This window comes from Ascidiimonas meishanensis, from assembly GCF_037782385.1.
GTDB lineage: Bacteria > Bacteroidota > Bacteroidia > Flavobacteriales > Flavobacteriaceae > Ascidiimonas > Ascidiimonas meishanensis.
Genome location: NZ_JBBEXD010000004.1, coordinates 153770 through 177429, shown reverse-complemented (window position 1 = coordinate 177429; position 23660 = coordinate 153770). Strand labels below are relative to the sequence as shown.

At 34.9% G+C, this 23660-nt stretch carries 22 protein-coding genes and 2 tRNA genes; 12 read left to right on the top strand and 12 right to left on the bottom strand.

The features are described 5' to 3' along the window. Window positions 1-342 precede the first annotated feature (342 nt). Both WBG07_RS08465 and WBG07_RS08460 read left to right on the top strand, forming a co-directional pair. Window positions 343-585, top strand: coding sequence for a hypothetical protein (locus WBG07_RS08465; protein ID WP_340200326.1), 243 nt, complete (start codon window positions 343-345; stop codon window positions 583-585). Window positions 586-651: 66 nt separating this feature from the next. Further along, the gene (locus WBG07_RS08460; protein WP_340200325.1) at window positions 652-2190 is read left to right on the top strand and encodes a TlpA family protein disulfide reductase; all 1539 of its coding nucleotides are present in this window, start codon (window positions 652-654) and stop codon (window positions 2188-2190) included. A 9-nt stretch (window positions 2191-2199) separates the two neighbouring features. Here WBG07_RS08460 and WBG07_RS08455 read toward each other — a convergent pair whose 3' ends face one another. From WBG07_RS08455 to WBG07_RS08430, 6 genes are all read right to left on the bottom strand, one after another. After that, window positions 2200-2625: a DUF4174 domain-containing protein gene (locus WBG07_RS08455; protein ID WP_340200324.1), complete on the bottom strand. Its 426-nt coding sequence runs from the start codon at window positions 2623-2625 to the stop codon at window positions 2200-2202. Between the two features lie 56 nt (window positions 2626-2681). After that, window positions 2682-3128, bottom strand: a complete 447-nt coding sequence (gene mscL / locus WBG07_RS08450) for a large conductance mechanosensitive channel protein MscL (RefSeq protein ID WP_340200323.1) — start codon at window positions 3126-3128, stop codon at window positions 2682-2684. Between the two features lie 422 nt (window positions 3129-3550). Next, window positions 3551-4087 carry an inorganic diphosphatase gene (locus WBG07_RS08445; RefSeq protein ID WP_340200322.1) on the bottom strand — a complete coding sequence of 179 codons (537 nt, stop codon included), beginning with the start codon at window positions 4085-4087 and terminating at the stop codon, window positions 3551-3553. A 32-nt stretch (window positions 4088-4119) separates the two neighbouring features. After that, window positions 4120-4287 (bottom strand): hypothetical protein, encoded by a 168-nt coding sequence (locus WBG07_RS08440; protein WP_340200320.1) that lies wholly within the window; start codon window positions 4285-4287, stop codon window positions 4120-4122. Beyond that, a complete protein-coding gene (locus WBG07_RS08435) occupies window positions 4284-5057 on the bottom strand; it encodes a TerC family protein (protein WP_340200319.1) in 774 nt (257 codons plus the stop codon). The genes WBG07_RS08440 and WBG07_RS08435 overlap by 4 nt, the downstream gene beginning before the upstream one ends. 102 nt (window positions 5058-5159) lie before the next feature. Next, window positions 5160-5582, bottom strand: coding sequence for a hypothetical protein (locus tag WBG07_RS08430; RefSeq protein WP_340200317.1), 423 nt, complete (start codon window positions 5580-5582; stop codon window positions 5160-5162). A 243-nt stretch (window positions 5583-5825) separates the two neighbouring features. Between WBG07_RS08430 and WBG07_RS08425 the strand changes: the two genes are divergently transcribed. Genes WBG07_RS08425 through WBG07_RS08415 form a run of 3 tightly spaced genes read left to right on the top strand, consistent with a single transcriptional unit; the run spans window position 5826 to window position 9164 of the window. Then, a complete protein-coding gene (locus WBG07_RS08425; protein ID WP_340200315.1) occupies window positions 5826-6494 on the top strand; it encodes a succinate dehydrogenase cytochrome b subunit in 669 nt (222 codons plus the stop codon). A 9-nt stretch (window positions 6495-6503) separates the two neighbouring features. Further along, window positions 6504-8414 (top strand): fumarate reductase/succinate dehydrogenase flavoprotein subunit, encoded by a 1911-nt coding sequence (locus WBG07_RS08420; RefSeq protein WP_340200313.1) that lies wholly within the window; start codon window positions 6504-6506, stop codon window positions 8412-8414. Between the two features lie 6 nt (window positions 8415-8420). After that, a complete protein-coding gene (locus WBG07_RS08415) occupies window positions 8421-9164 on the top strand; it encodes a succinate dehydrogenase/fumarate reductase iron-sulfur subunit (protein WP_340200311.1) in 744 nt (247 codons plus the stop codon). A gap of 124 nt (window positions 9165-9288) precedes the next feature. Here WBG07_RS08415 and WBG07_RS08410 read toward each other — a convergent pair whose 3' ends face one another. Further along, window positions 9289-10428, bottom strand: a complete 1140-nt coding sequence (locus WBG07_RS08410; RefSeq protein ID WP_340200309.1) for a hypothetical protein — start codon at window positions 10426-10428, stop codon at window positions 9289-9291. Between the two features lie 191 nt (window positions 10429-10619). On the opposite strand from WBG07_RS08410, the gene WBG07_RS08405 reads away from it, so the two are divergent. The 4 genes from WBG07_RS08405 to WBG07_RS08390 all read left to right on the top strand — a co-directional run bounded on the left by WBG07_RS08405 (window position 10620) and on the right by WBG07_RS08390 (window position 14432). Beyond that, window positions 10620-11594: a class I SAM-dependent methyltransferase gene (locus WBG07_RS08405; protein ID WP_340200307.1), complete on the top strand. Its 975-nt coding sequence runs from the start codon at window positions 10620-10622 to the stop codon at window positions 11592-11594. Next, window positions 11579-12322 (top strand): lysophospholipid acyltransferase family protein, encoded by a 744-nt coding sequence (locus WBG07_RS08400; protein WP_340200305.1) that lies wholly within the window; start codon window positions 11579-11581, stop codon window positions 12320-12322. The genes WBG07_RS08405 and WBG07_RS08400 overlap by 16 nt, the downstream gene beginning before the upstream one ends. After that, window positions 12291-13226, top strand: a complete 936-nt coding sequence (locus WBG07_RS08395) for a fatty acid desaturase family protein (RefSeq protein ID WP_340200303.1) — start codon at window positions 12291-12293, stop codon at window positions 13224-13226. The genes WBG07_RS08400 and WBG07_RS08395 overlap by 32 nt, the downstream gene beginning before the upstream one ends. Before the next feature lie 306 nt (window positions 13227-13532). Beyond that, a complete protein-coding gene (locus WBG07_RS08390) occupies window positions 13533-14432 on the top strand; it encodes a GNAT family N-acetyltransferase (protein WP_340200302.1) in 900 nt (299 codons plus the stop codon). A gap of 27 nt (window positions 14433-14459) precedes the next feature. Here the strand turns inward: WBG07_RS08390 and WBG07_RS08385 are convergent, their stop codons facing one another. The 4 genes from WBG07_RS08385 to mutS form a co-directional block, all read right to left on the bottom strand. Beyond that, window positions 14460-14801, bottom strand: a complete 342-nt coding sequence (locus WBG07_RS08385) for a hypothetical protein (RefSeq protein ID WP_340200301.1) — start codon at window positions 14799-14801, stop codon at window positions 14460-14462. Between the two features lie 1158 nt (window positions 14802-15959). Beyond that, window positions 15960-16045 (bottom strand) — tRNA-Leu (locus tag WBG07_RS08380). 95 nt (window positions 16046-16140) lie between these two features. Continuing rightward, window positions 16141-16213: transfer RNA gene (locus WBG07_RS08375), tRNA-Gly, on the bottom strand. A 224-nt stretch (window positions 16214-16437) separates the two neighbouring features. After that, window positions 16438-19041, bottom strand: a complete 2604-nt coding sequence (gene mutS, locus WBG07_RS08370; protein WP_340200300.1) for a DNA mismatch repair protein MutS — start codon at window positions 19039-19041, stop codon at window positions 16438-16440. Window positions 19042-19184: 143 nt separating this feature from the next. Between mutS and WBG07_RS08365 the strand changes: the two genes are divergently transcribed. Continuing rightward, window positions 19185-19727, top strand: coding sequence for an RNA methyltransferase (locus WBG07_RS08365; RefSeq protein WP_340200298.1), 543 nt, complete (start codon window positions 19185-19187; stop codon window positions 19725-19727). A 182-nt stretch (window positions 19728-19909) separates the two neighbouring features. Here the strand turns inward: WBG07_RS08365 and folK are convergent, their stop codons facing one another. After that, entirely contained in the window at window positions 19910-21040 is a 1131-nt protein-coding gene (folK, locus tag WBG07_RS08360) for a 2-amino-4-hydroxy-6-hydroxymethyldihydropteridine diphosphokinase (RefSeq protein ID WP_340200297.1), read from the bottom strand. Between the two features lie 75 nt (window positions 21041-21115). Here folK and sppA point away from each other — a divergent pair, with 75 nt between their 5' ends. Further along, a complete protein-coding gene (gene sppA / locus WBG07_RS08355; RefSeq protein WP_340200296.1) occupies window positions 21116-22885 on the top strand; it encodes a signal peptide peptidase SppA in 1770 nt (589 codons plus the stop codon). A gap of 3 nt (window positions 22886-22888) precedes the next feature. Beyond that, the gene (locus WBG07_RS08350) at window positions 22889-23596 is read left to right on the top strand and encodes a queuosine precursor transporter (RefSeq protein ID WP_340200295.1); all 708 of its coding nucleotides are present in this window, start codon (window positions 22889-22891) and stop codon (window positions 23594-23596) included. Window positions 23597-23660 lie beyond the last annotated feature (64 nt).

Genomic DNA, 23660 nt, shown 5'->3' with positions numbered 1-23660 from the left:
GCTGTTTTTGTAACTAGAAATAAATGAGGGAATTAGCAGTTTTTTCAAATAAATACTTAAATCCTGTTGAATACTTGTGGTTTAGCCATAAAAATGATACTTGAATTAAATAATTCTGGCATATTCCATTCATTTTTAATAGCTTCAAAACAGATTTGGAATTATTTTGATTCTTTATTTTGGTTTGTTAAGGCAGTATTTATTCTTGCATATAACACATTTTTACAAGGTTAATGTCCCCCTATAATATTAAAACATTTAAAATTTCTTGCAAGGAAAAGACAGAACCCGGCATGTCTTTAAATAGTGACTGGAATTAGTAAACCAAACTTTAATTTAATTATGATTACTATTAAAAATTTAAAAGGAACTCAAATTTTGAGTAAAGCGGAACAAAGAAATATTTTGGGAGGTGGAACATGTGCATTTCAGGGAGGAAACGGTTATGCCGGAATCTCTGGAGTTTCTATGGCGCAGGCGCAGGCTGGAGCAGCAGCAACCGGCGGACATTGGTGCTGTGATAGTTGTGGGAGCGCAACATGGTTAAACGATGATCATAAACAATATTTATTGACCTTAGAATAGAAATATTAAGCCAAAACAGTAACCATACTGTTTTGGCTTTTTTAAAGAAATATAGTTATGCAAAAAATGGGCTACCTTTTAAGTATCTTTTTGAGCTTTTTTGTTTTAAGCAAAGGTTGTAATGTAAAAACTTCTGAAAAAGTAGCAACTATAAATCCAGTATCAGAAATAGCGGGAAGCATTACTTTAATTATAGAAAATGCGCCTATACCAAGATTAAAACCTGGGCCTATCTATGGAGCTTCTGAATTTTACAAGGATTTAGTAATGTACACAGATGATGTATACAAGAGAAACATCTCAAATGTCCAAAAAAACAGCTCTTTAGATACCCTAACCATTGAAACTCAGCAAGCTTATTTAGAAATTAATTTGGATGATGATTCTTATCAACGAATGAACTTATTGCTCAAAAATGGAGATACACTTTATATTCGTTATAAAGAGGAGGTTCCAAAATTTGAATTGCTTAATGATAGGCAAATAGCTTCAAGAGATCTTATAATCTCAAGAGATCTTAGAAAAATTCCATCTAATCATAATTATTCGTCTACGATTCAATTTTTATATCCTTTACCTTTTGTTCCCTTCATACCCGGAATGTCAAAGGAAGAGTATACATTAAAGTTTAATGAGTTCAAAAAAAATGTGGGGTTGCAAATGTTACAGGAAACTGAACTGCAAAAAGCATACCTCAAAAAGTTGTTAGAGAAGCAAGAACTTTCTCAGGAAGTTTATCTTTATTATCTAAATCAATTAACTGCGTACCAATGGATGTATCGTATTGAATATGAAGATATTGATCTGAAATTACTTCTGCGCTATTTTAAAGAAAATGATCATTTAGTAGGTTTTAATTTTTACCAAGAACTGGTTCAGAAAAGCATAGAAAAGCTTGAGAAAATCAAGCTTATAAATGTTTCTGGAGGAAGTGTGCCGGATGCACCTAAAGCTTTTGATGCGCTTATAGCAAATGAGCAGTTGCATGGCAAAACTAAAGCTTATGCGTTAACACATTATCTAAAAGAAATTATTCATTATTTCTCGGAATCCGATGTTAAGAAATACACACAATTATATTTTGATACGGTTGATAATGAAATTCTCAAAAAAGAGATCACAGATAATTACTTAATAGACTTTTTAGAATTAAAACAAGAACAGGAAGAGGTTCATTTAATTACACCTAATAAAAACAAGAGTGTTTTTAAAGAAGTTTTAAATAAGCATAAGGGTAAATTAGTATATATTGACTTTTGGGCTAGTTGGTGTAAACCCTGTAGGGCTGTAATGAAAGATTCTAAAAAACTTCAAAAAGAATATAAGGATGTAGTTTTTGTTTATATCTCTATTGATAAAGATATACGCCGATGGAAAAAAGCGATGCAAAAGGAAGGTTTATCCTTGTATGATGAGAATTTATTAGCTGTTAACTATCCCTTTGCGAATTTTTACGAAGCACTCCGTCTAAATACAATTCCACGTTATCTTATTTATGATAGGAATGGTAAATTGATGCATAGTAATGCTCCTGGTCCTGAAAGCAAACAGATACGAGCGCTTTTTGAAAAAGCTTTGAAAGAAGATTTAATAGCAACAAAGTAAGGGAGTGATTTAATGTTGCTTTCTAATTTCATTTTGTCTCATAGGCATCGCATCCACAATGGCAAAAAGATCTCTGCAATAGAAAATTTCTTTTTTTCTGGCTTTAATGCCTCCGTCAAGTCCAAGAAGGATCACCTCAAAAGGAGTTTTATTTTGGTTATATTTTTTAAAAAGTGCTTCGGAATAGTTCCATGACTCATCTTCTTTTTTAAAACCATTGGGAGCAATCATATACACTAAGATTTTCCGTTCTTCAAGTCCTTTTTTATGCTTTTCAAACTCTTCAAGTTGTCTTTGTAGTAGTTGATTTGAGCTATCTTGAACTACTAAGAGTACAAGTCTGTTGTTCCAGCGGTGTTTAGAAAGCTCCTGCGTGTAGGCGTTTTTAGTAATACCACATACAAAAAGAATAATACACAAATAGTAGCGTTTCATTAGCTATATTCTTAATTAAAGTAAGATATAAAACAAATTGATTTTATACGTAAAGGTTATTCTTCTTTTTTATTGAGTAATTGATTCTGCTCTTCCAACAGTGTCGTCATTTTAGTGAGTAACTCAATATCTTTGGGAGTCTTTACTTTAGTGTCATTGGTATCTTCTGATTGGTTTTTAAGTTTGTTCATTAATTTAATAATAATAAATACAACAAGACCAATAATAAGGAAATCAAAACCAGACTCAAAAAGTTTTCCATATCCAAGAGCTATTTCCTCGGAACTGGTAACTCCATCTTTTACAATGGCTTCTCTGAGAATAATTTTTTTGTTTGCCCAACTTACACCATCTGTTAAATAAGACAAAGGAGGAAGAAATACCTCTTTCACCAACACATTTACCACATTATTAAAAGAGGCGCCAATAATAACCCCTACAGCTATATCTATCATATTACCTTTAACGGCAAATTCTTTAAACTCTTCCCAAAATTTTTTCATAACAAAACAACATACTAATTATTATTACAAATTTACTTCAAATACTAATAGCTCTAAAGTACTATGTTTATTGGGGTTTTGGTGATGATAATCATTTTTTTTAGTGTTTTAAGTATTTGAAAAACTGTTAATTAATAATTTTCGTAAGGAATATTCTTACTTATTTAGTATATTTAATTGGTGTTAATTAGTCCTTATTAGTGTGTTATCCATTTTGCTTCAATGGATATACATTTGATAAAATTTGTTTTTAGTCGAACAAAATAAAACCGGAGACTCTTGTTTTCGGTTTTTTATTTTAATGGCAGATATATATATTTTCATCACCTTATGAAAATTTTATGTAGCAGAGTTGTGTTATCTTCATATCTAGAAAAAAGATATATCATTAAATTATGAACTTTTACGAAACCCCTGTTTTTTTACTTTTTAAATTTTTTATGATAGTCTAATATACTTTGATTTACAACCTCATGGGCTATTTTTCTACCTTGAAAGTCTTCTACTACTACAGATTTGTTTTCCAATTTTTTATAGTCTTCAAAAAAGCTGCGAAGTTCTTTAATGGAATGCTTAGGTAATTCAGAAATATCATTGATATGATTCACACTCATATCATTAGCAGCGATTGCAATAATTTTATCATCCATCTCACCACCATCAAGCATTCGCATTACACCAATTACCTTTGCCTCAACAAGACACATGGGAACAATTTCAATTTGTGATAAGACAAGAATGTCAAGAGGATCTCCATCATCACAGTAAGTTTGAGGAATAAAACCATAGTTTGCAGGATAGTTAATAGAAGAATACAATACTCTATCTAAAATTAACATTCCTGAATCTTTATCTAATTCGTATTTAGCTCTGCAATTTTTAGGAATTTCTATAATACCTGTTACCATTTCTGGGCTGTTGGTTCCAATACTTACATCGTGCCAAGGGTGAATATTCATAATAGCTAATTTTAGTAATTTTAGAATGTTTTTTAATGTCTTTTTCCTTTCCAGGTCCCTCCATACCTGTATGCAGGTTTGGATTGATGTTCTACAATACAATTATCACAAACAAAAATCCAAACTTTACCTTTTGCAATTTGAATGCGATAAAGTACTTCTTTAGTCTTTTTACAGGTGTGGCATATTTTAGTTTTCATCTATTCTTTGTAGCAGAAAGATTCTTTTGATAACGTGATTGTATTACATCTACAATAACCAATACGGTAATTACAAAGTAAAAAGTAGTTTTACTCATGGGGGTAACCGGATTATCAAAAAGGGTAAGATGTGCCAAATGTCCTCCTTCAGAAAGGAGCATAATACCTACAATTAGCAGAATAAAAAGCCCCAATACTTCATACATTCTGTTTTTCTTTAAAAAGGCAGTAACTCTTCCAGAAAGCCATATCATTAATACACCTCCTATAATAATAGCCGTTGCCATTACTGGAAATACATCGGTTAATGCGATGGCACTTAAAATAGAGTCAAAAGAAAATACCAAATTCATTAAAACAATTGAAAATATAATACCGTTCAAAGATTTAGGTTTGGTTTCTTTATTTAATTCATCTTCCAGTTGCATCATATGCCATATTTCTTTTACAGCAGTGTACATAATAAATGCTCCACCACCTAAAACAATTAGACTATGAAGATTAAAATTTCCTTCAAAAATTTTAGTCCATTTAATACTAAACCACGGACTTTGAAAATAAGAAATTACATTGATGAGCACAAACAGCAGCACAATTCTTAAAATAATGGCGAGTCCTATACCAATACCTCTTACTCTGGCTTGCTTTTCTTCTGGAGCTCTTTTAGATTCTAAAGATATATATAAAAGGTTATCCAGCCCCAATACGGCTTGTAATAGCGTGAGAAGAACTAGCGTAATTAAATTATCTAATGTAAAAATACCTTCCATCTGTTATTTATTTTAGCAGCACGAAGATATTTAAAATAGTGGTTTGAAAATGGCTTTGTTTCACAAGAAAATCCAAATTAGCTCTAATGAATCATGATAAAACTAATATGTATAACTTATTTGTGATGAATTATTAGCAATTCTTAGTATCACCTCATTTCCTTCTAATTGTAACTTTGTTAGATCAAAGCTTAGGGTTTTTGTAATGATTGCGTCGCAAAGTTCTTCATTTTTTAAAGAAAGCCTTACATTTCGTTGGGGAGGAGCAGATTCTAAAACTTCTGCAGCATCAATCAATTTGAGACTCCAGCTTTCGCCATTGCACCCGCTTGCATTGAAAGTAATTGCCAAACAGTTTTCGGTAATTTTAAGATTTGAGATCGTGAGTTGATCATCAGGTGCATTGACGAATTTCTGAGCGCTAATAATCACACCATCATCACAGCCATTAAAGTTACCATCATCATTACTACACGCTAAAATGCCAACAATCATAATAAACAGTATTAATTTGGTTATTTTCATTGGTTTGCTTTTCTATAAGATACTTTATTTCAAGTAAGGTTGCGTGCTACTTTTTATAGTTTGTAGCCTATCTTTTTCAACTAAAAAGTTTTTCAACTATGATATAAGTCACTTTTAAAGTAATTACTTTATATAAATTAGTATCTTAAAATTTTAAATGAATTTATTGAATATATAAAAAATTCCACGAAGAGTTTTGTTTCAATAGACCAACTAATTTACAATACTTAAATAGTAAGGGCTATGGCCATAAATCAATTATTTTTTCGAAAAGTGATAGTCGCAGGCACCGGATTATTCCTTTGTACTTTTTTAGTGGTACACTTGTCTGCCAACTGTATTCTTTTACTTCCAGAAGAAACTGCACGCTCGCTCTACAATTCGTATTCCACTACCCTTAGAGAAAGTCCGTTAATAAAAATAGTAGCTTACGCATTGTATGCATCCATATTACTACATGTAATTTATGCGCTTATTATTACCATAAATAATAGAAAAGCCAAACCACAAAAATATACAGTGAACCATTTTCAAGAAAACAGTAGCTGGACGTCCCAGAACATGGGGTTGTTAGGCACATTGATATTATTATTTATTGTTGTACATCTGGCAAATTTTTGGGCTAGAATAAAGTTAGGAATGGGAGAAGCTGTGAGACTGGATATAGAGGGTAACTTAGATGTCTACGAAGTAACCAGCAGCCTTTTTCACAATATATACTATGTGATTTTTTATACGGTATTGGCAGTTCCGCTAGCATTTCACTTGCATCACGGTTTAAAAAGTGCCTTTAAAACATTAGGATTCTATCATAAAAAAGGACTTCGTTTGTTGGCAAAAGTAGCATTAATATATGCGGTTATTATGGGTGTTGGTTTTGGGGTGATACCTTTTATTGTCTATTTTAAATAAGGAAGCAAGATGAGACTAGATGCAAAAATTCCAGATGGAAAACTAGAAGATAAATGGCGTAATTATCAGGTAAAATCACAATTGGTTAATCCTGCGAATAAGAAAAAATTAAATGTGATTGTTGTTGGTTCTGGACTGGCAGGTTCTGGTGCCGCTGCGACACTTGCAGAATTAGGATATGATGTAAAGTGTTTTTGTTATCAAGATTCTGCAAGGCGTGCGCATTCAGTAGCCGCTCAAGGAGGTATTAATGCGGCAAAAAACTATCAACACGATGGTGATAGCGTGTGGCGCATGTTTTATGATACCCTTAAAGGAGGTGATTTTAGGTCTAGGGAAGCTAATACTTATAGGCTAGCAGAACTTTCTGCACCCCTTATAGATCATTATGTTCAACAAGGAGTCCCTTTTGCAAGAGAGTATGGAGGAACACTGGTAAACCGAAGTTTTGGGGGTGTTCAAGTTCAGCGTACTTTCTATGCACGAGGGCAGACAGGGCAACAATTACTGTTAGCTGCTTACGCTCAGTTGTATAAAATGGTAAAGGCAAAAAAAGTACAAATGTTTCCAAGAAGCGAAATGTTGGATGTAGTTTTAATTGATGGAAAAGCCAAAGGAATAATTGTTAGAGATTTGGTCACTGGAAAACTAAAAAGATATGCAGCTGATGCTGTGGTGCTAGCTACGGGTGGTTATTCCAGAGTTTTTAGACTGTCTACCCTCGCGATTGGTTGTAATGGAAGTGCGATTTGGAAAGCGCACAAAAAAGGAGCTCTGTTTGGTGCTCCTAGTTTTACACAAATACACCCAACTGCTTTACCTCAATCTAGTGAAGCCCAATCAAAACTCACGCTCATGTCTGAATCTCTGCGGAATGATGGTCGTATTTGGGTGCCAAAACAAAAGGAAGATGCTAGAAAAGCGAATGATATACCGGAAGCAGAACGCGATTATTATTTAGAACGGAGATATCCAAGTTTTGGAAATTTAGCACCTCGCGATATAGCGTCAAGAGCGGCTAAAGAAAGAATAGATGCAGGTTACGGAGTTGGTAGACTCAAAAACGCAGTTTACCTTGATTTTAAACATGCAATTAAGCAGTTTGGACTAAAGACTATAGAAGACAGATACGGTAATTTGTTTACCATGTATAAAAAGATTACCGGAATTGATGCTTACAAGGAACCCATGCAAATTTCACCAGCAGCCCATTTCTCCATGGGTGGCTTATGGGTAGACTATGAATTAATGACTACCATTCCAGGACTTTATGCAATAGGGGAATGCAATTTTTCAGATCACGGTGCTAATAGGCTTGGAGCAAATTCTTTATTGCAGGCAAGTATAGATGGCTATTTTGTTTTACCCAACACCATTAACAATTATTTAGCAGGAGCACTTAGGGAAGATCACCCTACTGCAGATCATCCAGCTTTTGAGGAAGCCGAAAAGGAAGTAGCAGAACATATAGATAAGATTCTAAAAATTAACGGAACCAGAACCGTAGACCATTTTCATAGAGAATTAGGCAAAGTGATGTGGCAAGAGTGCGCCATGAGTAGAAATAAAAAGGGATTGGAAAATGCGATTGAACAAATTAAGCAAATTAGAGATGATTTCTGGAAGGATGTAAAGGTTACAGGAGAAAGCAATGAGTTAAATACCGAGCTCGAAAAAGCACTGCGCCTTGCAGATTTTATAGAATTGGGTGTTTTAATGTGCACCGATGCCCTACAACGGGAAGAATCATGCGGAGCACATTTTAGAGAAGAGTATCAAACTAAAGAGGGAGAAGCTGTACGGGTAGATGAAAATTATTCCTATGTATCTGCCTGGGAATATGATAAAGGCAATTTTGAATTGCATAAGGAAGTATTAGAATTTGAATATGTACAACCATCGGTTAGAAGTTATAAATGAGATAAAATGAAAGTAACATTTAAAATATGGAGGCAGGAAGACTCTACAAAAAAAGGCACTATTAAAGATTATGAGGTTGACGGGCTAACCGAAGACATGTCTTTTCTGGAAGCACTAGATCATCTTAATGAGTTATTGGTACTAAAAGGTGAAAAGGTAATTGCTTATGAATATGATTGTAGAGAAGGTATTTGCGGACAATGCGGAGTCTTTATCAACGGCAGAGCTCACGGACCGCATGATCACCTTACTACCTGCCAATTACATATGCGTAGTTTTAAAGATGGAGATACTATTGTGGTAGAACCTTGGAGAGCAACGTCTTTCCCTGTCATCAAAGACCTTATTGTAGACCGTTCTGCATTTGATCGTATCATTGAAAAAGGAGCTTTTATAAGTGCTAAAACCGGAACTGCACCAGAAGCAAACGCAATTCCCATTCCAAAGGAAGTTTCAGACCGTGCTATGGATGCTGCTGCCTGTATTGGTTGTGGTGCTTGTGTGGCCACTTGTAAAAATTCATCAGCGGCCTTATTTACTTCTGCCAAAATAAATCACTTAAATAGTTTACCACAAGGAAAAGCAGAACAGCACAAGCGTGTTAAAGAAATGACCTTTCAAATGGAGGCAGAAGGTTTTGGAAGCTGTACCTTCACTGGTGCCTGTGAGGTAGAATGCCCAGAAGCGATTTCTATTGTGAATATCGCCGAAATGAATGCAAGAGTTATTAAGGCTAAGATTATGGATTAAGTATTACAAACTGTTGTGTATCTTGTAATCTCATAGACCAAGTTTACTCAAAATACAGAAAGGGTTAGTGCACCATAATTCATCATACGTAATATTGGATCATTGAATCTCCAATAGCTAACCTTTACCTACCAGGACTTTTTCTTTTTGTCCCTTTTTCTCTTCGTCTTGTATTGCCCTCAGTACTGCTTTCTGCGCTTCTTCTTTGTACTGTGCCCTCATTTTGGTTTGTTGGTCTTTGTGCTGCTGCGTTGGGTTGTGCCGCTGCAGGTTGCGCCGCATTGGCTATTGGATCTGGATTTCTTTGGTTTGTTGCTTCGCCCTGATTTGCACTCGCGTTCTCATTTACCGCAAGATCTCGTCTCGCTACCTGAGCTTGGGAGGGAATACTAAAATCTCTCAAAGACAATGCAGCAGGAGGTTGTATTCTTTGGGGAAGTCTCACACTAATGAGTCTTTGATTGTTATTCTGATTAGGTAGTTGATTGGGTAAGTCTGGTAGTTGAGGTGCGATATTATTTTGATTCAGCGCTCTTCCACCTCCAATGTTGTTATTTTGATTAAGGTTTTGAATTTGGTTTGATGGAATACCTTGATTTATGTTTGCATTTTGGTTTGCAACTAAGATTTGGTTTGCTTGTTGTTGGGGAGGTACGCCACGACGTCTAAATAAGGCAGCAACAGCCGATCCTTCTCTTGGTGCAAGTCTTGGTCTTACACGCCTTTCACCATCATTTTGATTAGGTAGTTCTGGAAATTGCGGAGCATTATGAATTTGATTAACTACTCTTGCGTCTATTCTGTTGACTGCGGCTACTTGATTAGCGTTTACATTTTGGTTTGCAACTGGGATTTGGTTTGCTTGTTGTTGGGGAGGTACGCCACGACGTCTAAATAAGGCAGCAACAGCCGATCCTTCTCTTGGTGCAAGTCTTGGTCTTACACGCCTTTCACCATCATTTTGATTAGGTAGGTCTGGGAATTGCGGAGCATTATGAATTTGATTAACTACTCTTTCATCTATTCTGTTGACTGCGGCTACTTGATTTGCGTTTACATTTTGGTTTACAACCGGGATTTGGTTTGCTTGAGGTTGTGGTGGAACACCGAGATTCTGATTTGGCGGTTGAGGTGCGTTGTTATTTTGATTGGCCGCTGCACCTTGGTTTGCGTTTGCTGCTTGTTCAGCATTAGCATTTACTTGCCTCGCATTTTCACCTTGGTTGGCATTCTCCTCTTGGTTGGGGTTATTATCATTTTCCATTATGAATACTTTTAAATAGGAGTGTAAATAATGCATCATTTCCCCCATAAGAATCTTCAAAGACTTTTTTAAATCTATTATAAATCAAAACATAACCCAGAAATAAAATATTTGTGTACTTTTAGTTGCTTACTGGTTTAATTCCGTAGAGAAAATAGTCTATATAGAATTACATTTTAGATTCACAATAAATGCCTTATAATTCCTTAGAGAAAATAAAAAAACTCAATAATCCTGCTCATTTAAGATTTGAACAAGTAAGATGTTATGTTTGTGGCAGTCATAAATATGATGAGTTTCTAATTGGTGAAGAAGATTTAACAGGAAAAGAAGGGGAATTTCTATATGTTAAATGTCAAGATTGTAGTCTGGTATACCAGAATCCAAGAATTGGTATTGATGGAATCAAAGAGTATTATGATGGTGAATATATAGCCCATAGAAAGAAAAAGGATTGGGGTTTATTAACACCGTTGTATGAATGGGCTATGAATAAGCATGATAGGGATAAAAGTAAAATAGTTAAAAAGTTTGTTCCTCTTAGTTCAAAAACCAACACCTTAGACGTAGGATGTGCTGTAGGCACCTTTTTATTGCATATTCATAAAGAATATGGGTGCGCTATCTCTGGTGTTGATTTTAAAGGGGGATTTGATTTCCCTGATTTTGAAAAAATAGATTTTCATGAAGGACTGTTCTATGATCAGGATTTTAAAGGGAATTCTTTTGATCTCATCACGATGTGGCATTTTTTGGAACATTGTTACGATCCAAATCTGTCATTACAAAAAGCGCATAAAGTACTTGAAAAAGATGGAAGACTTATTATTGAAGTACCTAGGTTGGATTCATTTACTTTTAAGCTATTCAAGAATAAATGGCCTGGAGTTCAAGCGCCGCAGCATACAGCTATGTACGACAAAAAATCACTTATTCGTTTGCTACAACAAAACGGATTTGAAATAGAAGCGTATCTGCCTTATGGAGCTTTCCCAGATTATTTTTACCTATTTACAGGAACGTATTTTAAACTCTTTGGAAAAGGTCTGAATTTGAATAATACTATTTTTCCCTATTTTTTAGGTCAATTATTACTCACGCCGGTCTTATGGTTTTATAAATCTCTCAATTTATCAATGCAAACTGTAGTATGCAAAAAATTTTAGTTGGAGTATACAGAATTGTTATAGGGCTTACGCTGATGTTTATTACCGGTTCAATAGCCTTACTGCTAAAATGGATAACCTTTGGCAGGAGCACTAACTTTGGTAGGAAGTACCTTGTGGCTCCCACCTCAAAATTTATACTGAGACTTATTGGGGTTCGCTTTCAATTACCAGATGTAAAAGAATATCCTGCCAAGCAGTTAATGTATACGTTTAATCATAACTCTTATTTAGATATCTTAATTGTCACCGCTATGGCGGTTCCTAACTCCAGATTTTTTTTATCTGAAAATACTTGGAAATATTTACCACTAACTATTTCAGCAATGGCTATTGGGGTTTGTTATATCCCTGTAAAGTCTGATGCAAAAAGAAGATTGAAATTTTTTAAACGAATGGAAGCAGAATTACGTAAAGGAAAGCATTCCATTTTTGTTTCATCAGAAGGGGTTCATTTATTCCAGCACGGTATTGCACCATTTAACAATGGAGTATATCATTTGGCTACCAATTGTCACCTACCCATTCAACCAGTATACTTGCACATTCCAAAGGAAACCAACTCTTTAGAAGGCTTTGATTTTAAATCGGGAAAAATAGAAGTTTATTTGCTAAAAGAAGTGAGTACACTATCTTGGAAATTGGAAGATTTAGAAGAAAATAAAAATGCTGTTAGAGAAATTTTTTTAAAAGAATATGAAAAAAGAAATGAGCTCACTAAAGAATAAGCATTCCCAAAATAATAAGAAAGCCATTGTTTATATAATGGTATGGCTTCTTTTTACTGCTTCAGGATTTGTTTTGAGCCTTTATTTTAATTGGTGGATTGGTCAAATTATGCTAGGGGTTGGTTTTTTTCAAGCTTTTATTTTACTGCATGAAACTGGGCATTATTCGTTATTTAAAAGTAAAAAGATAAATAAACTATTTGGGCACTTATTTGGTTTTATTAGTTTCATTCCATTTATAAGTTGGGTAGATATGCATAATCTACATCATAAATGGACAGGCTGGCGAGATAAAGACCCCACAACTGTGGGTACGGTAAATCCAAAACATGGATTTGTACTAAAATCAGTGGTGAATATTAGCTGGTTTTTATTTCTTCCTCTTTTTACCATAGGGTATCGAATTGATAATTATTGGAACCTAAGAAAGATTAAAACTTTTGCTCCAAAAACAAACCGTAAAAGGGTTTTATTTAATTTGCTGATTATTATCCTTATATGGACGCTGTTGATTATTTTGTTTACAGATTTTTATGTGAGCTATGTATTACCTGCCTTTTTGATAGGGCTCATGATGTCTGATTTAATCATATTAAGTCAACACTCTCATATAGATATTCCGGTTTCTAATGGTAAAGATGTAAAGCCATTAAAACATGCTTATCAAGTAAAGTATAGCAGGAGTATACGGGTTGGCAGCGTCTTTGAAAATTGGGTGCTTTTTAATTTTAACATGCATGAGAAACATCATGCATACCCAGGTGTTCCTTCGTATTATCTCCCAGAGATGCAATGTGAAGAAAAGAATACAAGAAATTTTTGGACATTTATATGCAAGGCAAAGTTATTGTCTGGAGAGAATTTTGTTTTTAGCACCACCAAAAAAACAAATAAAATGCTATGATAGAAATGATTATTTTCATGGTCATCGTACTTTTATAAAGTACAAACCTAAGGGAAGCGTCGGGAAGCAAAAATTAAAAGCATTGAAAATAAAAATAACGCTTGGACTACGTTATTTTAGTTTTGTTACAAATAAGCGGATGATCGCAGAACATTTGATTACTTATTAGAGTCAGATGTCTTTTACAATAAAATAGTTTTAATATAAGGATATTGAAAACGTTGACAAAAAACGCACTTTGGGGGCAAGAAGAATGTTGACATTTATGGAGCAGTTGAGTAGTTTTACAAAAAGGGATTGTTGATAATGGAAAATGTAAAAATCAATGGTAAACTGTATAGGTGCATCGTCAATTATAAGAATGACGATAACCTTAGGAACAGTTTTAATAGTTTGACAAGAAAAACCTATGGATTTGACTTTGATGACTGGTATCAAAATGGATATTGGAGCGATAATTATATCCCTTATTCATTAGCTGATGGAAATAACATTGTTTCTAATATATCTGTAAGCATTATTGATTTTTTAGTGAGCGGAAAAAAAAGGACATACCTACAAATTGGTACCGTTATGACCGATATGGAGTATAGAAACCAAGGCTTAAACAGAATTCTTATGGAGAAAGTGTTAGAAGAATGGCGAGGCAAATGCGATTTAATATATCTATTTGCCAATGATACGGTACTTGATTTTTATCCAAAATTTGGCTTTAAGACTGCAAAAGAGTACAAATATTCCAAAAAAGTAAACTTAAAACACTTTAACCCTGATTTTATAAACCTGAATATGTTGGATAAAAAAAATAAAGATTTTCTTGTTAATAAAGTCAATCACTCATACCATTTTTCTGAGGTTTCAATGAAAGATAATGCGTCACTCATTCTTTTTTATTGCACATTGTTTATGAATAAAAGTGTGTATTATATTAAAAAGTTAGACGCTATTGTTATAGCAGAATTCAGTAGTGATATTTTGCATATAAACGATATTTTTTGCGAAAAAAATGTCCCTATGGATAATCTAATTTCTTATTTATTAACTAAGGAAATAAAAGAGGTTGTTTTAGGCTTTATGCCTAAAGACACCACCTCATTTAATGAGACCGTTTTAGAGCAGGAAGGTGATACCCTTTTTATCCTTGATGATAAATGGAGTTTGTTTGATACTAAAAAATTAAGGTTTCCTATTTTATCACATGCATAGAAGTGATCAATTTTAGAATTAAAAATATTAAGCTTCGGCAGCAACATAATCGCCATTATCTGCTACATAAAGAAGCAGCATTATACCCCCGTCAAGCGAATTACGTACATATTTTGCAAAAGAAAGCCCGCTCCCACGGCATACAATATCGCCAGGTGCTGCCATAGTAAAGCCGTATTCAAAACCGTCTTTTATCACTGTATTAACACTCACTCCCGTAAGGTTGATTAAAACCACATTGCTTTTATCAAGGGATGCAATGGCCTTGTTAATTTGATCATCGATGGATTGTGTGGTTACTTGTGGGTCATTATTGGTTAAATCAGTAGTATCTGATTGACAGCCTGTGGTTAAAAGAAAAATGCTCATGCAGAGGGTTAAAAAGGATTTCTTGATCATAGATTTCATAAAAGTGATGTTTAGATATTAATGTTTTAAATATAAGCTGTGGGGGCATCCATCCTGTTTGATTTATCTAACTTTAAAAATAACAAGAATTTTCAGTTTAAGTTATGGCAATCCGTAAGTCAAAAAGATGAACGGTTTATTGAAAGTAGATGGTGGTTTTTCCGTAAAAGTAGAGCCGAAAAAATAAATAATATTATATACGGTGGTTTCATAACGAGAAAATGGTTAGATGCTGCTGCTTTAATACTTAGCGATTTCTTTGTTTGGATTTTTATACATTAAGAAAGATATAATAATAGTTACAACTAATTAGAATAGGACAACCATATTATGAATATTTTTAGCTATCATGTAGGTAAATTATTATCTAAAGGAAATAATAGAAAGAAAATGTAAAGAGAAAGAAGCGATAAAAACGAGGAATTATAAAATGGGATTTGAGTTCATAAACAACTTAACCATAATTAATGGTAATTTAATTACTATTGTTACTATCGCTAGACGAGCAAATTCATAGGGTATTATGGGTTGCTAGTTTTAGTACGATTAATCCATAACTTTTTGTGTTTAGGTCTAAATATTAAATCCTACAATTTTTGCTTTAATCCATTTTATTGTACCTATGTTGTACCTGAAATAAAAGATTTAAGGTGTAAAATTCGGTCTTTTCATACTCGAGGCGGGTACCGAAGTATCGGTAGTAAACACTGGGTCCCGCCATTTTTATTTCGTTTCACTCCATAAAAAAAGCCCTTGCTTTCGCAAAGGCTTTCTCGTACTACGTACTCGAGGCGGGCCCCGAGGTGTCGGGAGTAAACACTGGGTCCCGCCATTTTTATTTCGTTTCACTCCATAAAAAAAGCCCTTGCTTTCGCAAAGGCTTTCTCGTACTACGTACTCGAGGCGGGCCCCGAGGTGTCGGGAGTAAACACTGGGTCCCGCCATTTTTATTTCGTTTCACTCCATAAAAAAAGCCCTTGCTTTCGCAAAGGCTTTCTCGTACTACGTACTCGAGGCGGGCCCCGAGGTGTCGGGAGTAAACACTGGGTCCCGCCATTTTTATTTCGTTTCACTCCATAAAAAAAGCCCTTGCTTTCGCAAAGGCTTTCTCGTACTACGTACTCGAGGCGGGACTTGAACCCGCACGGACATTACTGTCCACTGGATTTTAAGTCCAGCGTGTCTACCAATTCCACCACTCGAGCATTTTTACTCTTTTGTGTCTACCTCCCGATACTTCGGGGCCACCACTCGAGCCTGAACTGATATAAAAAACTGATACAAAGATCAGTAATTTATGAGCGAAAAACGGGATTCGAACCCGCGACCTCAACCTTGGCAAGGTTGCGCTCTACCAACTGAGCTATTTTCGCATTCTGAAAACCGCTTCCAAACGTATAATTAACTTGATGTTAATTTTTGCGCCTACTCCCGATACTTCGGGACGATACTTCGGGAAGCTATTTTCTAAACAAGTTTTTAAAGAACGTGCAATATGATTATTGCGGATGCAAATTTAATATTTTTCTATAAATAGCAAAGGCTTTTTTAATAAAAACCAATAAAAAATAAGTAACCTTCTCATTTACAGCAGGGCTTACTTTTGACGTACGAGCATACGCTTGATTTCGTTGAGTTTCATAAGGGCTTCAACCGGTGTTAACGTATCTATATCTATATGTAGAATTTCATCTTTAATCTCTTCTAACAAAGGGTCGTCAAGGTTGAAAAAGCTTAGTTGCAAATCATCTTTAGAAGATGTAAGGGTATTGGTAAGTTCTTCTCCTGAATGTGATTTTTCAAGTTTTTTAAGAATTTTATTCGCTCTGTTTAGCACTTGTTGAGGCATTCCTGCCATTCGGGCGACATGAATACCAAAGCTATGTTCACTGCCACCAGGAACCAGCTTACGCAAAAACAAGACATTATCTTTAAGTTCTTTTACGGCCACATTGAAATTTTTAATGCGTGTAAAGGTTTCCGTCATTTCATTAAGCTCGTGATAATGGGTAGCAAATAGGGTTTTAGGATGGGAGGGATGCTCATGCAAATACTCTGATATTGCCCAGGCAATAGAGATGCCATCATACGTGCTGGTTCCCCTGCCAATCTCATCTAAAAGTACCAGACTACGTTTCGAAATATTATTCAGAATGGAGGCAGTTTCATTCATTTCTACCATAAACGTAGATTCTCCCATGGAAATATTGTCACTAGCGCCAACACGCGTGAAAATCTTGTCTACTAATCCAATAGAAGCTGCTTCAGCGGGAACAAAGCTTCCCATTTGAGCCAATAACACTATGAGGGCTGTTTGTCTTAAGATGGCCGACTTCCCACTCATGTTAGGCCCCGTAATCATAATAATCTGTTGCGTATCTGGTTGTAAAAGCACATCATTGGCAATATAAGACTCACCTAGAGGTAATTGCTTTTCTATTACGGGATGTCTGCCGCCTTTAATGTGAAGTTCAAAAGAATCATTTATTTCTGGTCTGGTATATTGATATTCTTTGGCTAATTGGGTAAAACCACACAAGCAGTCTAATTGAGCAATTAAAGCAGCATTTAGTTGAACCGGAATGATATACGCTCCCATCCAGTTTACCAATTCTGCATAGTATCTTTGTTCTAGTAGCGCAATTTTTTCTTCGGCACCTAAGATTTTGGCTTCATACTCTTTGAGTTCTTCTGTGATGTACCTTTCTGCGTTTACTAATGTTTGTTTCCGCGTCCAGGATTCCGGTACTTTATCTTTATGGGTATTTCTTACCTCAATGTAATAGCCAAATACATTATTAAATGCAATTTTAAGTGAGCTAATGCCTGTTGCTTTGGTTTCCCGTTGCAACATGGCATCCAGATAAGACTTTCCAGAGGAAGACAACGCTCTCAATTCATCCAATTCTTCAGAATATCCAGAAGCAATAGTATTTCCTTTAGAGATATTTACAGGCGCCTCTTCATATAACATTTCTTTAATTCTGTTGCGAAGTAATTCACATGAATTTAATTTGTCTGCAATGGCTTTTAGAGAGTTGTTTTTCTGAGCTCCTGCCATGGCTTTAATAGGAATAATGGCTTCTAAAGAGTTTTTCAATTGAATAACCTCTCTAGGATTGATTTTTTCAGTAGCTACTTTACTAATTAATCGTTCAATATCGCCTATTTGTTTGATTTGGTGCTGAATCTTTTCAAATAATGCGGTGTCTTTTAAAAAATAATCAACCACTTCGTGCCGCTCATTAATTCGGGCTAGGTTTTTAAGAGGCAATGCTAACCAACGTTTTAGTAAACGGCCTCCCATAGGCGAGATGGTCTTGTCTATTACATCAATTAAGGTTACCGCATTTGCTGCCGTACTTTGATACAATTCAAGATTACGAATGGTGAAACGATCCATCCAAACATAATCTTCTTCGGTAATCCGAGAGATAGAAGCAATATGGCTTAGTCTTGTATGGCGGGTTTCGGATAAATAATACAAAGCAGCACCAGCTGCAATAATGCCTTCCTGAAGATGATCTACTCCAAAGCCTTTTAGCGTATTTGTTTGAAAATGCCCAGTTAACGTTTCTAAAGCGTAATCTTCTTTAAAGACCCAATCATCCAGAAAAAAAGTATGATAATCTTTATGAAAGGTTTCTGTAAATTGCTTTTTACAGTTTTTTGGAACCAAAACTTCACTAGGATTAAAGTTTTGTAAAAGTTTATCAATATATTCTGTAGAACCTTGAGCAGTAAGGAACTCTCCAGTGGAAATATCTAAGAAAGCAATTCCCAGTTCTCTTTTGCCAAAATGAACTGCACATAAAAAGTTGTTGTTTTTTGCGTGTAAAATATCATCATTTAAGGCAACTCCTGGGGTAACTAATTCTGTGACTCCTCGTTTTACAATTTTTTTAGTCAGTTTTGGATCTTCCAATTGATCGCAGATAGCAACACGTTCTCCCGCACGAACTAATTTTGGCAAATAGGTATTTAAAGAATGATGAGGGAAACCAGCTAACTCTGTACGGTCACCACCATTGTTACGATGTGTGAGAACAATTCCAAGAATTCCAGCTGCTTTTACGGCATCTTCACCAAAGGTTTCATAGAAATCGCCCACTCTAAAAAGCAATAAAGCATCCGGATACTTATGTTTGATCTGGTTGTATTGCTTCATTAATGGTGTTTCTTTCTTACTTTTGGCAGCCAATGATATTTGGTATTAAGTTATTTTTGTAAAAACGTATATCTTGCGAATTTACTTTTTTTTGATCGATCAAAAAGAAGCTGTTAGTAAATCTTAATAAAAACAGGCCTTTTACTATAATAATCATCTGCTTATTACCATTATCCATGAGGAAAATAAAAAATAGTGAATTAAATAGACTAAGTCCTGAGGCATTTAAAGAAGCCGCCAAAACCCCAATAATTATCGTTTTAGATAATATAAGAAGTCTTAATAATATAGGATCTGTATTTAGAACAGCCGATGCTTTTCTTATTGAAAAAATCTGGCTTTGTGGCATTACGGCCACACCTCCACATAAAGACATTCACAAAACAGCATTGGGTGCTACAGATAGTGTAGCATGGGGGTATGCAAAAGACACGAAGTTATTAGTTGAGAGTCTAAAAGTAGAAGGTGTAATTATTCTCGCACTAGAACAAGCGATTGGCGCTACAGAGTTACAAAATTACCAACCTATGGCTGGAAAACGGTATGCATTGGTATTGGGTAATGAAGTGAAAGGCGTAAGCCAGGAAGTTGTTTCTTCTGCGGATACGGTTATAGAAATCCCACAATTTGGCACGAAACACTCTCTAAATATCTCAGTAAGTGCAGGTGTAGCAATTTGGGATATATTTTCAAAATTAAGTACCTTCCGTTCAATATAGTCTCGGTAAAATAAAACTTTGAATTTCAACACCATTTTAAGTTAACCATCTTATTTTTAGCTCACCCACTATAAGACCCTGCTATTATTAAGGGTTTTGTTTTTACGGTAAGTTTAATTTTATGGAATTCCCAAAAAGCCAAAAGGAAAAAGGTGAAGTATTTTGACTTTTAAAGGATAAGGTTAATTGATGAAAGTGTGAATAGTGTCTATTATTTCCTCGTAATCACCGCTATTTTTAACAAAATCCTTATCGGAAATATCAATTACTAAAATTCTGAGGTCATCTTGCGTTTTCATATATTCAAAATAACCATGATTAATCCGGTCTAGATAATCTGGCGGAATACTTTGCTCATAATCGCGACCTCTTTTCTTAATGTTTTCTAGCAGTCTTCCTGTATTTTGATAGAGATATACATATAGGTCTGGCTTTACCACATCTTTGTACATCAAATGAAACAATTTACGATAAAGGCGAAATTCTTCCTCCTGCAAGGTTACGTTTGCAAAAATTAAGGATTTGTAAACATCATAATCACTAACCATAAAATCAGTAAATAAATCTGGTTGTGAGGTGTCGTCTGTAAATTGTTGGTATCTATCTGCTAAAAAAGACATTTCCAAAGGAAAGGCATATCTGTTCTTATCTTCATAGAACTTTGGTAGAAACGGATTGTCTGCAAACCGTTCTAAAATAAGTTTTCCGCTAAAATCTTCAGCAATCTTTTTAGCCAGCGTAGTTTTACCAGCTCCAATATTCCCTTCAATTGCCATAAAATTAAGCCTGGAGAAGTCATTTTTATGTAAGTAAAACTTATAATCTGTTTTTTTTAAAAGACTTTCATCCTTGCATTCATTAAGTAATTGAGTAATTGATTTTTTTAAAAGTGGATGTACCTTCCCTGGAGCTATGTCGGCTAAAGGAGCCAACACGAAGCGCCTTTTTTCAATATGTGGATGAGGTAACACAAGACTAGCTGATTCCTGAATATGATTATCATAAAATAAAAGATCAATATCAATAGTGCGAGACCTATATTCCTTGGAGTGATCTCTTATACGACCCAATTGACGCTCTATTTTAAATAATATTCTAAGAAGGATTTCTGGTGAATACATGGTGTCTATGCCGATACAGGCATTTAAAAAATCGTCGCCTTCAAAACCCCAGGCAGTTGATTCATATACCGCCGAAGTAGTTTTCACTAAACCTGCATCCTTATCAATAAGGAATGCAGCTTCGCGTAAATAATGCCATTTATCCCCCTGATTGCTCCCCAGAGATATGTACGCCCTTCTTAAATTTTTCATAATTAGCGGAACAAAGTAACTAAAACAATTTTACAAACAATTATCTTTGAATGTTATTGTTGATAAATTTTTATTATGAATTTTTTAAGAAATGTACTTTCTACAATCATAGGCGTATTTCTGGCTATGATGATTATTTTTTTATTTTTTTTATTTTTTATTGCAATTGCTAGCTCTGGTGGAAAAACTAAGGTGCCTGTAAAAAAACATTCTGTAATTGAATTGCGTTTTGATGAGCCAATTCAAGATTTTGGTGGAACTTATTCCTTTAAAGAATTTGATTATAGTTATGTTAATTATAACGGGCTTAACCATATTGTCAATGCTATCAAGACGGCTAAAAGTGATGATAAAATAGATGGAATAAGTATACATACGGGTATGATAATTGCCGGAATGGGACAGTTGAAAGCCATACGAGATGCCTTAAAAGATTTTAAAGAATCTGGTAAATTTGTTTATGCATACGCTGATTTTTATCCTCAGAAAGATTATTACTTGGCTTCGGTTGCAGACTCTGTTTATTTAAATCCTGTGGGAAATATTAATTTTAGAGGGCTTGCTGCAGAATTGCTATTTTATAAAGATTTTCAGGAAAAATCAGGTTTAAAAATGGAAGTGGTTCGCCATGGCAAATTTAAAAGTGCTGTTGAGCCTTATTTGGAAAATGAAATGAGCGACGCAAATCGCTTGCAAATTTCAGATTTATTGCATTCAATTTGGGATCAAATGCTAAAAGATATTGGTGAAAGCAGAAAACTCTCCGTAGCACAATTAAACTCAGTTGCAGATGAATTAGGAGGAAACAACATAGAAAAAGCACTTGAGAATAAGTTAATAGATGGAGTTATTTATGATGACCAATATCGGGAACGAATTGCAGCTGCGGCAGGAGTAGATTCTATTGATGATTTTAAATATATTAAAATGGAGCGCTATGCGGAGTATGCCCATAAAAAGAAGAAAGTAACATCTGAAAAACCAAAAATTGCAGTTGTTTTTGCACAAGGCGAAATTATTTATGGCGAAGGGACAGATACAAGTATTGGACAGGGTATAATGATGAAAGCCTTAAAAGAGGCCAGAGAAGATGAATCTATAAAGGCAGTTGTTTTACGTGTTGATTCCCCCGGTGGGAGTGCATTGGCTTCTGAGATTATCTGGAGAGAGGTTGAAATTACCCGCGCAGTAAAACCAGTAGTGGTTTCCATGGGTGACCTTGCAGCTTCTGGAGGGTATTATATTGCTATGGGAGGGCAAAAAATATTTGCAGAGCCTACCACTATTACAGGTTCTATTGGCGTTTTTGGATTATTGCCAAATATGCAAGAATTAGCAGGGCGTATTGGGATTAACGCAGAGCAGGTAGGCACCAATAAACAAGCATCAGGATACTCTGTCTTTGAACCTTTATCTGAGGAAGTATACCATGAAATAGAAGAAGGTATAGAAGAGATTTATGCAACCTTTTTAAAGCGTGTAGCAGACAATAGAGGTCTTACAGTAGCTCAGGTTGATAGTATTGCTCAAGGAAGGGTATGGAGCGGAATAGAAGCAAAGGAAATAGGATTGGTAGATGAGTTAGGCGGATTAGATGAAGCTATCGCAGCTGCAGCAGAAATAGCAGAGATAGAAGTATATAGTATGGTTTCCTTTCCTGAATATAAGACAGACCTAGAGGAGATCTTTGAACAATTTAGTTTACTTCCTGGGGTGAAAAGCAGAAAAGCGATGATAAAAGAAGAGATAGGAGCGGAGGCATACGAATTATTACAAAGAATCAAAGAATTATCACAGCAAAAAGGTATACAAGCTAGAATGCCATTTGAATTCAAAATACGCTAACGAATGTCTGGTAAAGACCAAAAACTAGCCTATAAAATTTATTTGTATTTAGGAGCTTTGTTTATCACTTCATTGGTGGTTTCTAATCTTATTTTTCAAAAATTCTTTTATTGGTATCCTTTTGGAGACTTTGAAATTTTTGGAGCTAAACTTTTTGAAGTATCTGTAGGGATTCTGCCATATCCAATAACCTTTTTAATTACCGATCTTATTTCAGAAATCTATGGAAGAAAAAAAGCCAATCAAATTGTGACAGCGGGTATTTTTGCTTCCTTTTTTTCCATGGGTATTGTTTTAATGGCAGACATAGTTCCGGCATTACCCAATTCTCCAGTAGACAATGAAACGTTTTCCAGCGTATTTGCATTGTCACCAATAGCAGTATTAGCATCTATGCTGGCCTACTTATTTGCACAATACATTGATATTACCATTTATCACTTTTGGAAGAAGCTCACCAAAGGTAAGTATCTTTGGCTTAGAAATAACTTTTCTACGTTTAGTTCGCAATTAGTAGATACCTTTACAGTGGTTGGGTTGCTATGCGTATTTAAGGTTTTGCCATGGTCTATGTTCTCTGGCCTTCTAATTAGCGGTTTTCTTTTTAAGGTCTTTATTGCGGCTATAGACACACCTTTTCTATACTTATTTGTTTACCTCATGCGGAAACGTTTCAAATTGAGTGTGAATCAGGAAATACAACTGGATTAATATTTTTACTGTAAGAGTTAAGAAGTTAGAGGTAATTTCTGTAAACTTATTTCAAAAAGCAATG

Bases quoted from the DNA above. Each gene is read 5' to 3' on its own strand.
- WBG07_RS08365 (WP_340200298.1), top strand. From the start codon at position 19,185: ATGAGGAAAATAAAAAATAGTGAATTAAATAGACTAAGTCCTGAGGCA.
- WBG07_RS08445 (WP_340200322.1), bottom strand. From the start codon at position 4,087: ATGAATATTCACCCTTGGCACGATGTAAGTATTGGAACCAACAGCCCA.
- WBG07_RS08390 (WP_340200302.1), top strand. From the start codon at position 13,533: ATGGAAAATGTAAAAATCAATGGTAAACTGTATAGGTGCATCGTCAAT.
- WBG07_RS08410 (WP_340200309.1), bottom strand. From the start codon at position 10,428: ATGGAAAATGATAATAACCCCAACCAAGAGGAGAATGCCAACCAAGGT.
- folK (WP_340200297.1), bottom strand. From the start codon at position 21,040: ATGAAAAATTTAAGAAGGGCGTACATATCTCTGGGGAGCAATCAGGGG.
- WBG07_RS08400 (WP_340200305.1), top strand. From the start codon at position 11,579: ATGCAAAAAATTTTAGTTGGAGTATACAGAATTGTTATAGGGCTTACG.
- WBG07_RS08440 (WP_340200320.1), bottom strand. From the start codon at position 4,287: ATGAAAACTAAAATATGCCACACCTGTAAAAAGACTAAAGAAGTACTT.
- WBG07_RS08465 (WP_340200326.1), top strand. From the start codon at position 343: ATGATTACTATTAAAAATTTAAAAGGAACTCAAATTTTGAGTAAAGCG.
- WBG07_RS08385 (WP_340200301.1), bottom strand. From the start codon at position 14,801: ATGAGCATTTTTCTTTTAACCACAGGCTGTCAATCAGATACTACTGAT.
- WBG07_RS08455 (WP_340200324.1), bottom strand. From the start codon at position 2,625: ATGAAACGCTACTATTTGTGTATTATTCTTTTTGTATGTGGTATTACT.
- WBG07_RS08405 (WP_340200307.1), top strand. From the start codon at position 10,620: ATGCCTTATAATTCCTTAGAGAAAATAAAAAAACTCAATAATCCTGCT.
- WBG07_RS08395 (WP_340200303.1), top strand. From the start codon at position 12,291: ATGAAAAAAGAAATGAGCTCACTAAAGAATAAGCATTCCCAAAATAAT.
- WBG07_RS08435 (WP_340200319.1), bottom strand. From the start codon at position 5,057: ATGGAAGGTATTTTTACATTAGATAATTTAATTACGCTAGTTCTTCTC.
- sppA (WP_340200296.1), top strand. From the start codon at position 21,116: ATGAATTTTTTAAGAAATGTACTTTCTACAATCATAGGCGTATTTCTG.
- WBG07_RS08420 (WP_340200313.1), top strand. From the start codon at position 6,504: ATGAGACTAGATGCAAAAATTCCAGATGGAAAACTAGAAGATAAATGG.
- WBG07_RS08425 (WP_340200315.1), top strand. From the start codon at position 5,826: ATGGCCATAAATCAATTATTTTTTCGAAAAGTGATAGTCGCAGGCACC.
- WBG07_RS08350 (WP_340200295.1), top strand. From the start codon at position 22,889: ATGTCTGGTAAAGACCAAAAACTAGCCTATAAAATTTATTTGTATTTA.
- WBG07_RS08430 (WP_340200317.1), bottom strand. From the start codon at position 5,582: ATGAAAATAACCAAATTAATACTGTTTATTATGATTGTTGGCATTTTA.
- mscL (WP_340200323.1), bottom strand. From the start codon at position 3,128: ATGAAAAAATTTTGGGAAGAGTTTAAAGAATTTGCCGTTAAAGGTAAT.
- WBG07_RS08415 (WP_340200311.1), top strand. From the start codon at position 8,421: ATGAAAGTAACATTTAAAATATGGAGGCAGGAAGACTCTACAAAAAAA.
- WBG07_RS08460 (WP_340200325.1), top strand. From the start codon at position 652: ATGGGCTACCTTTTAAGTATCTTTTTGAGCTTTTTTGTTTTAAGCAAA.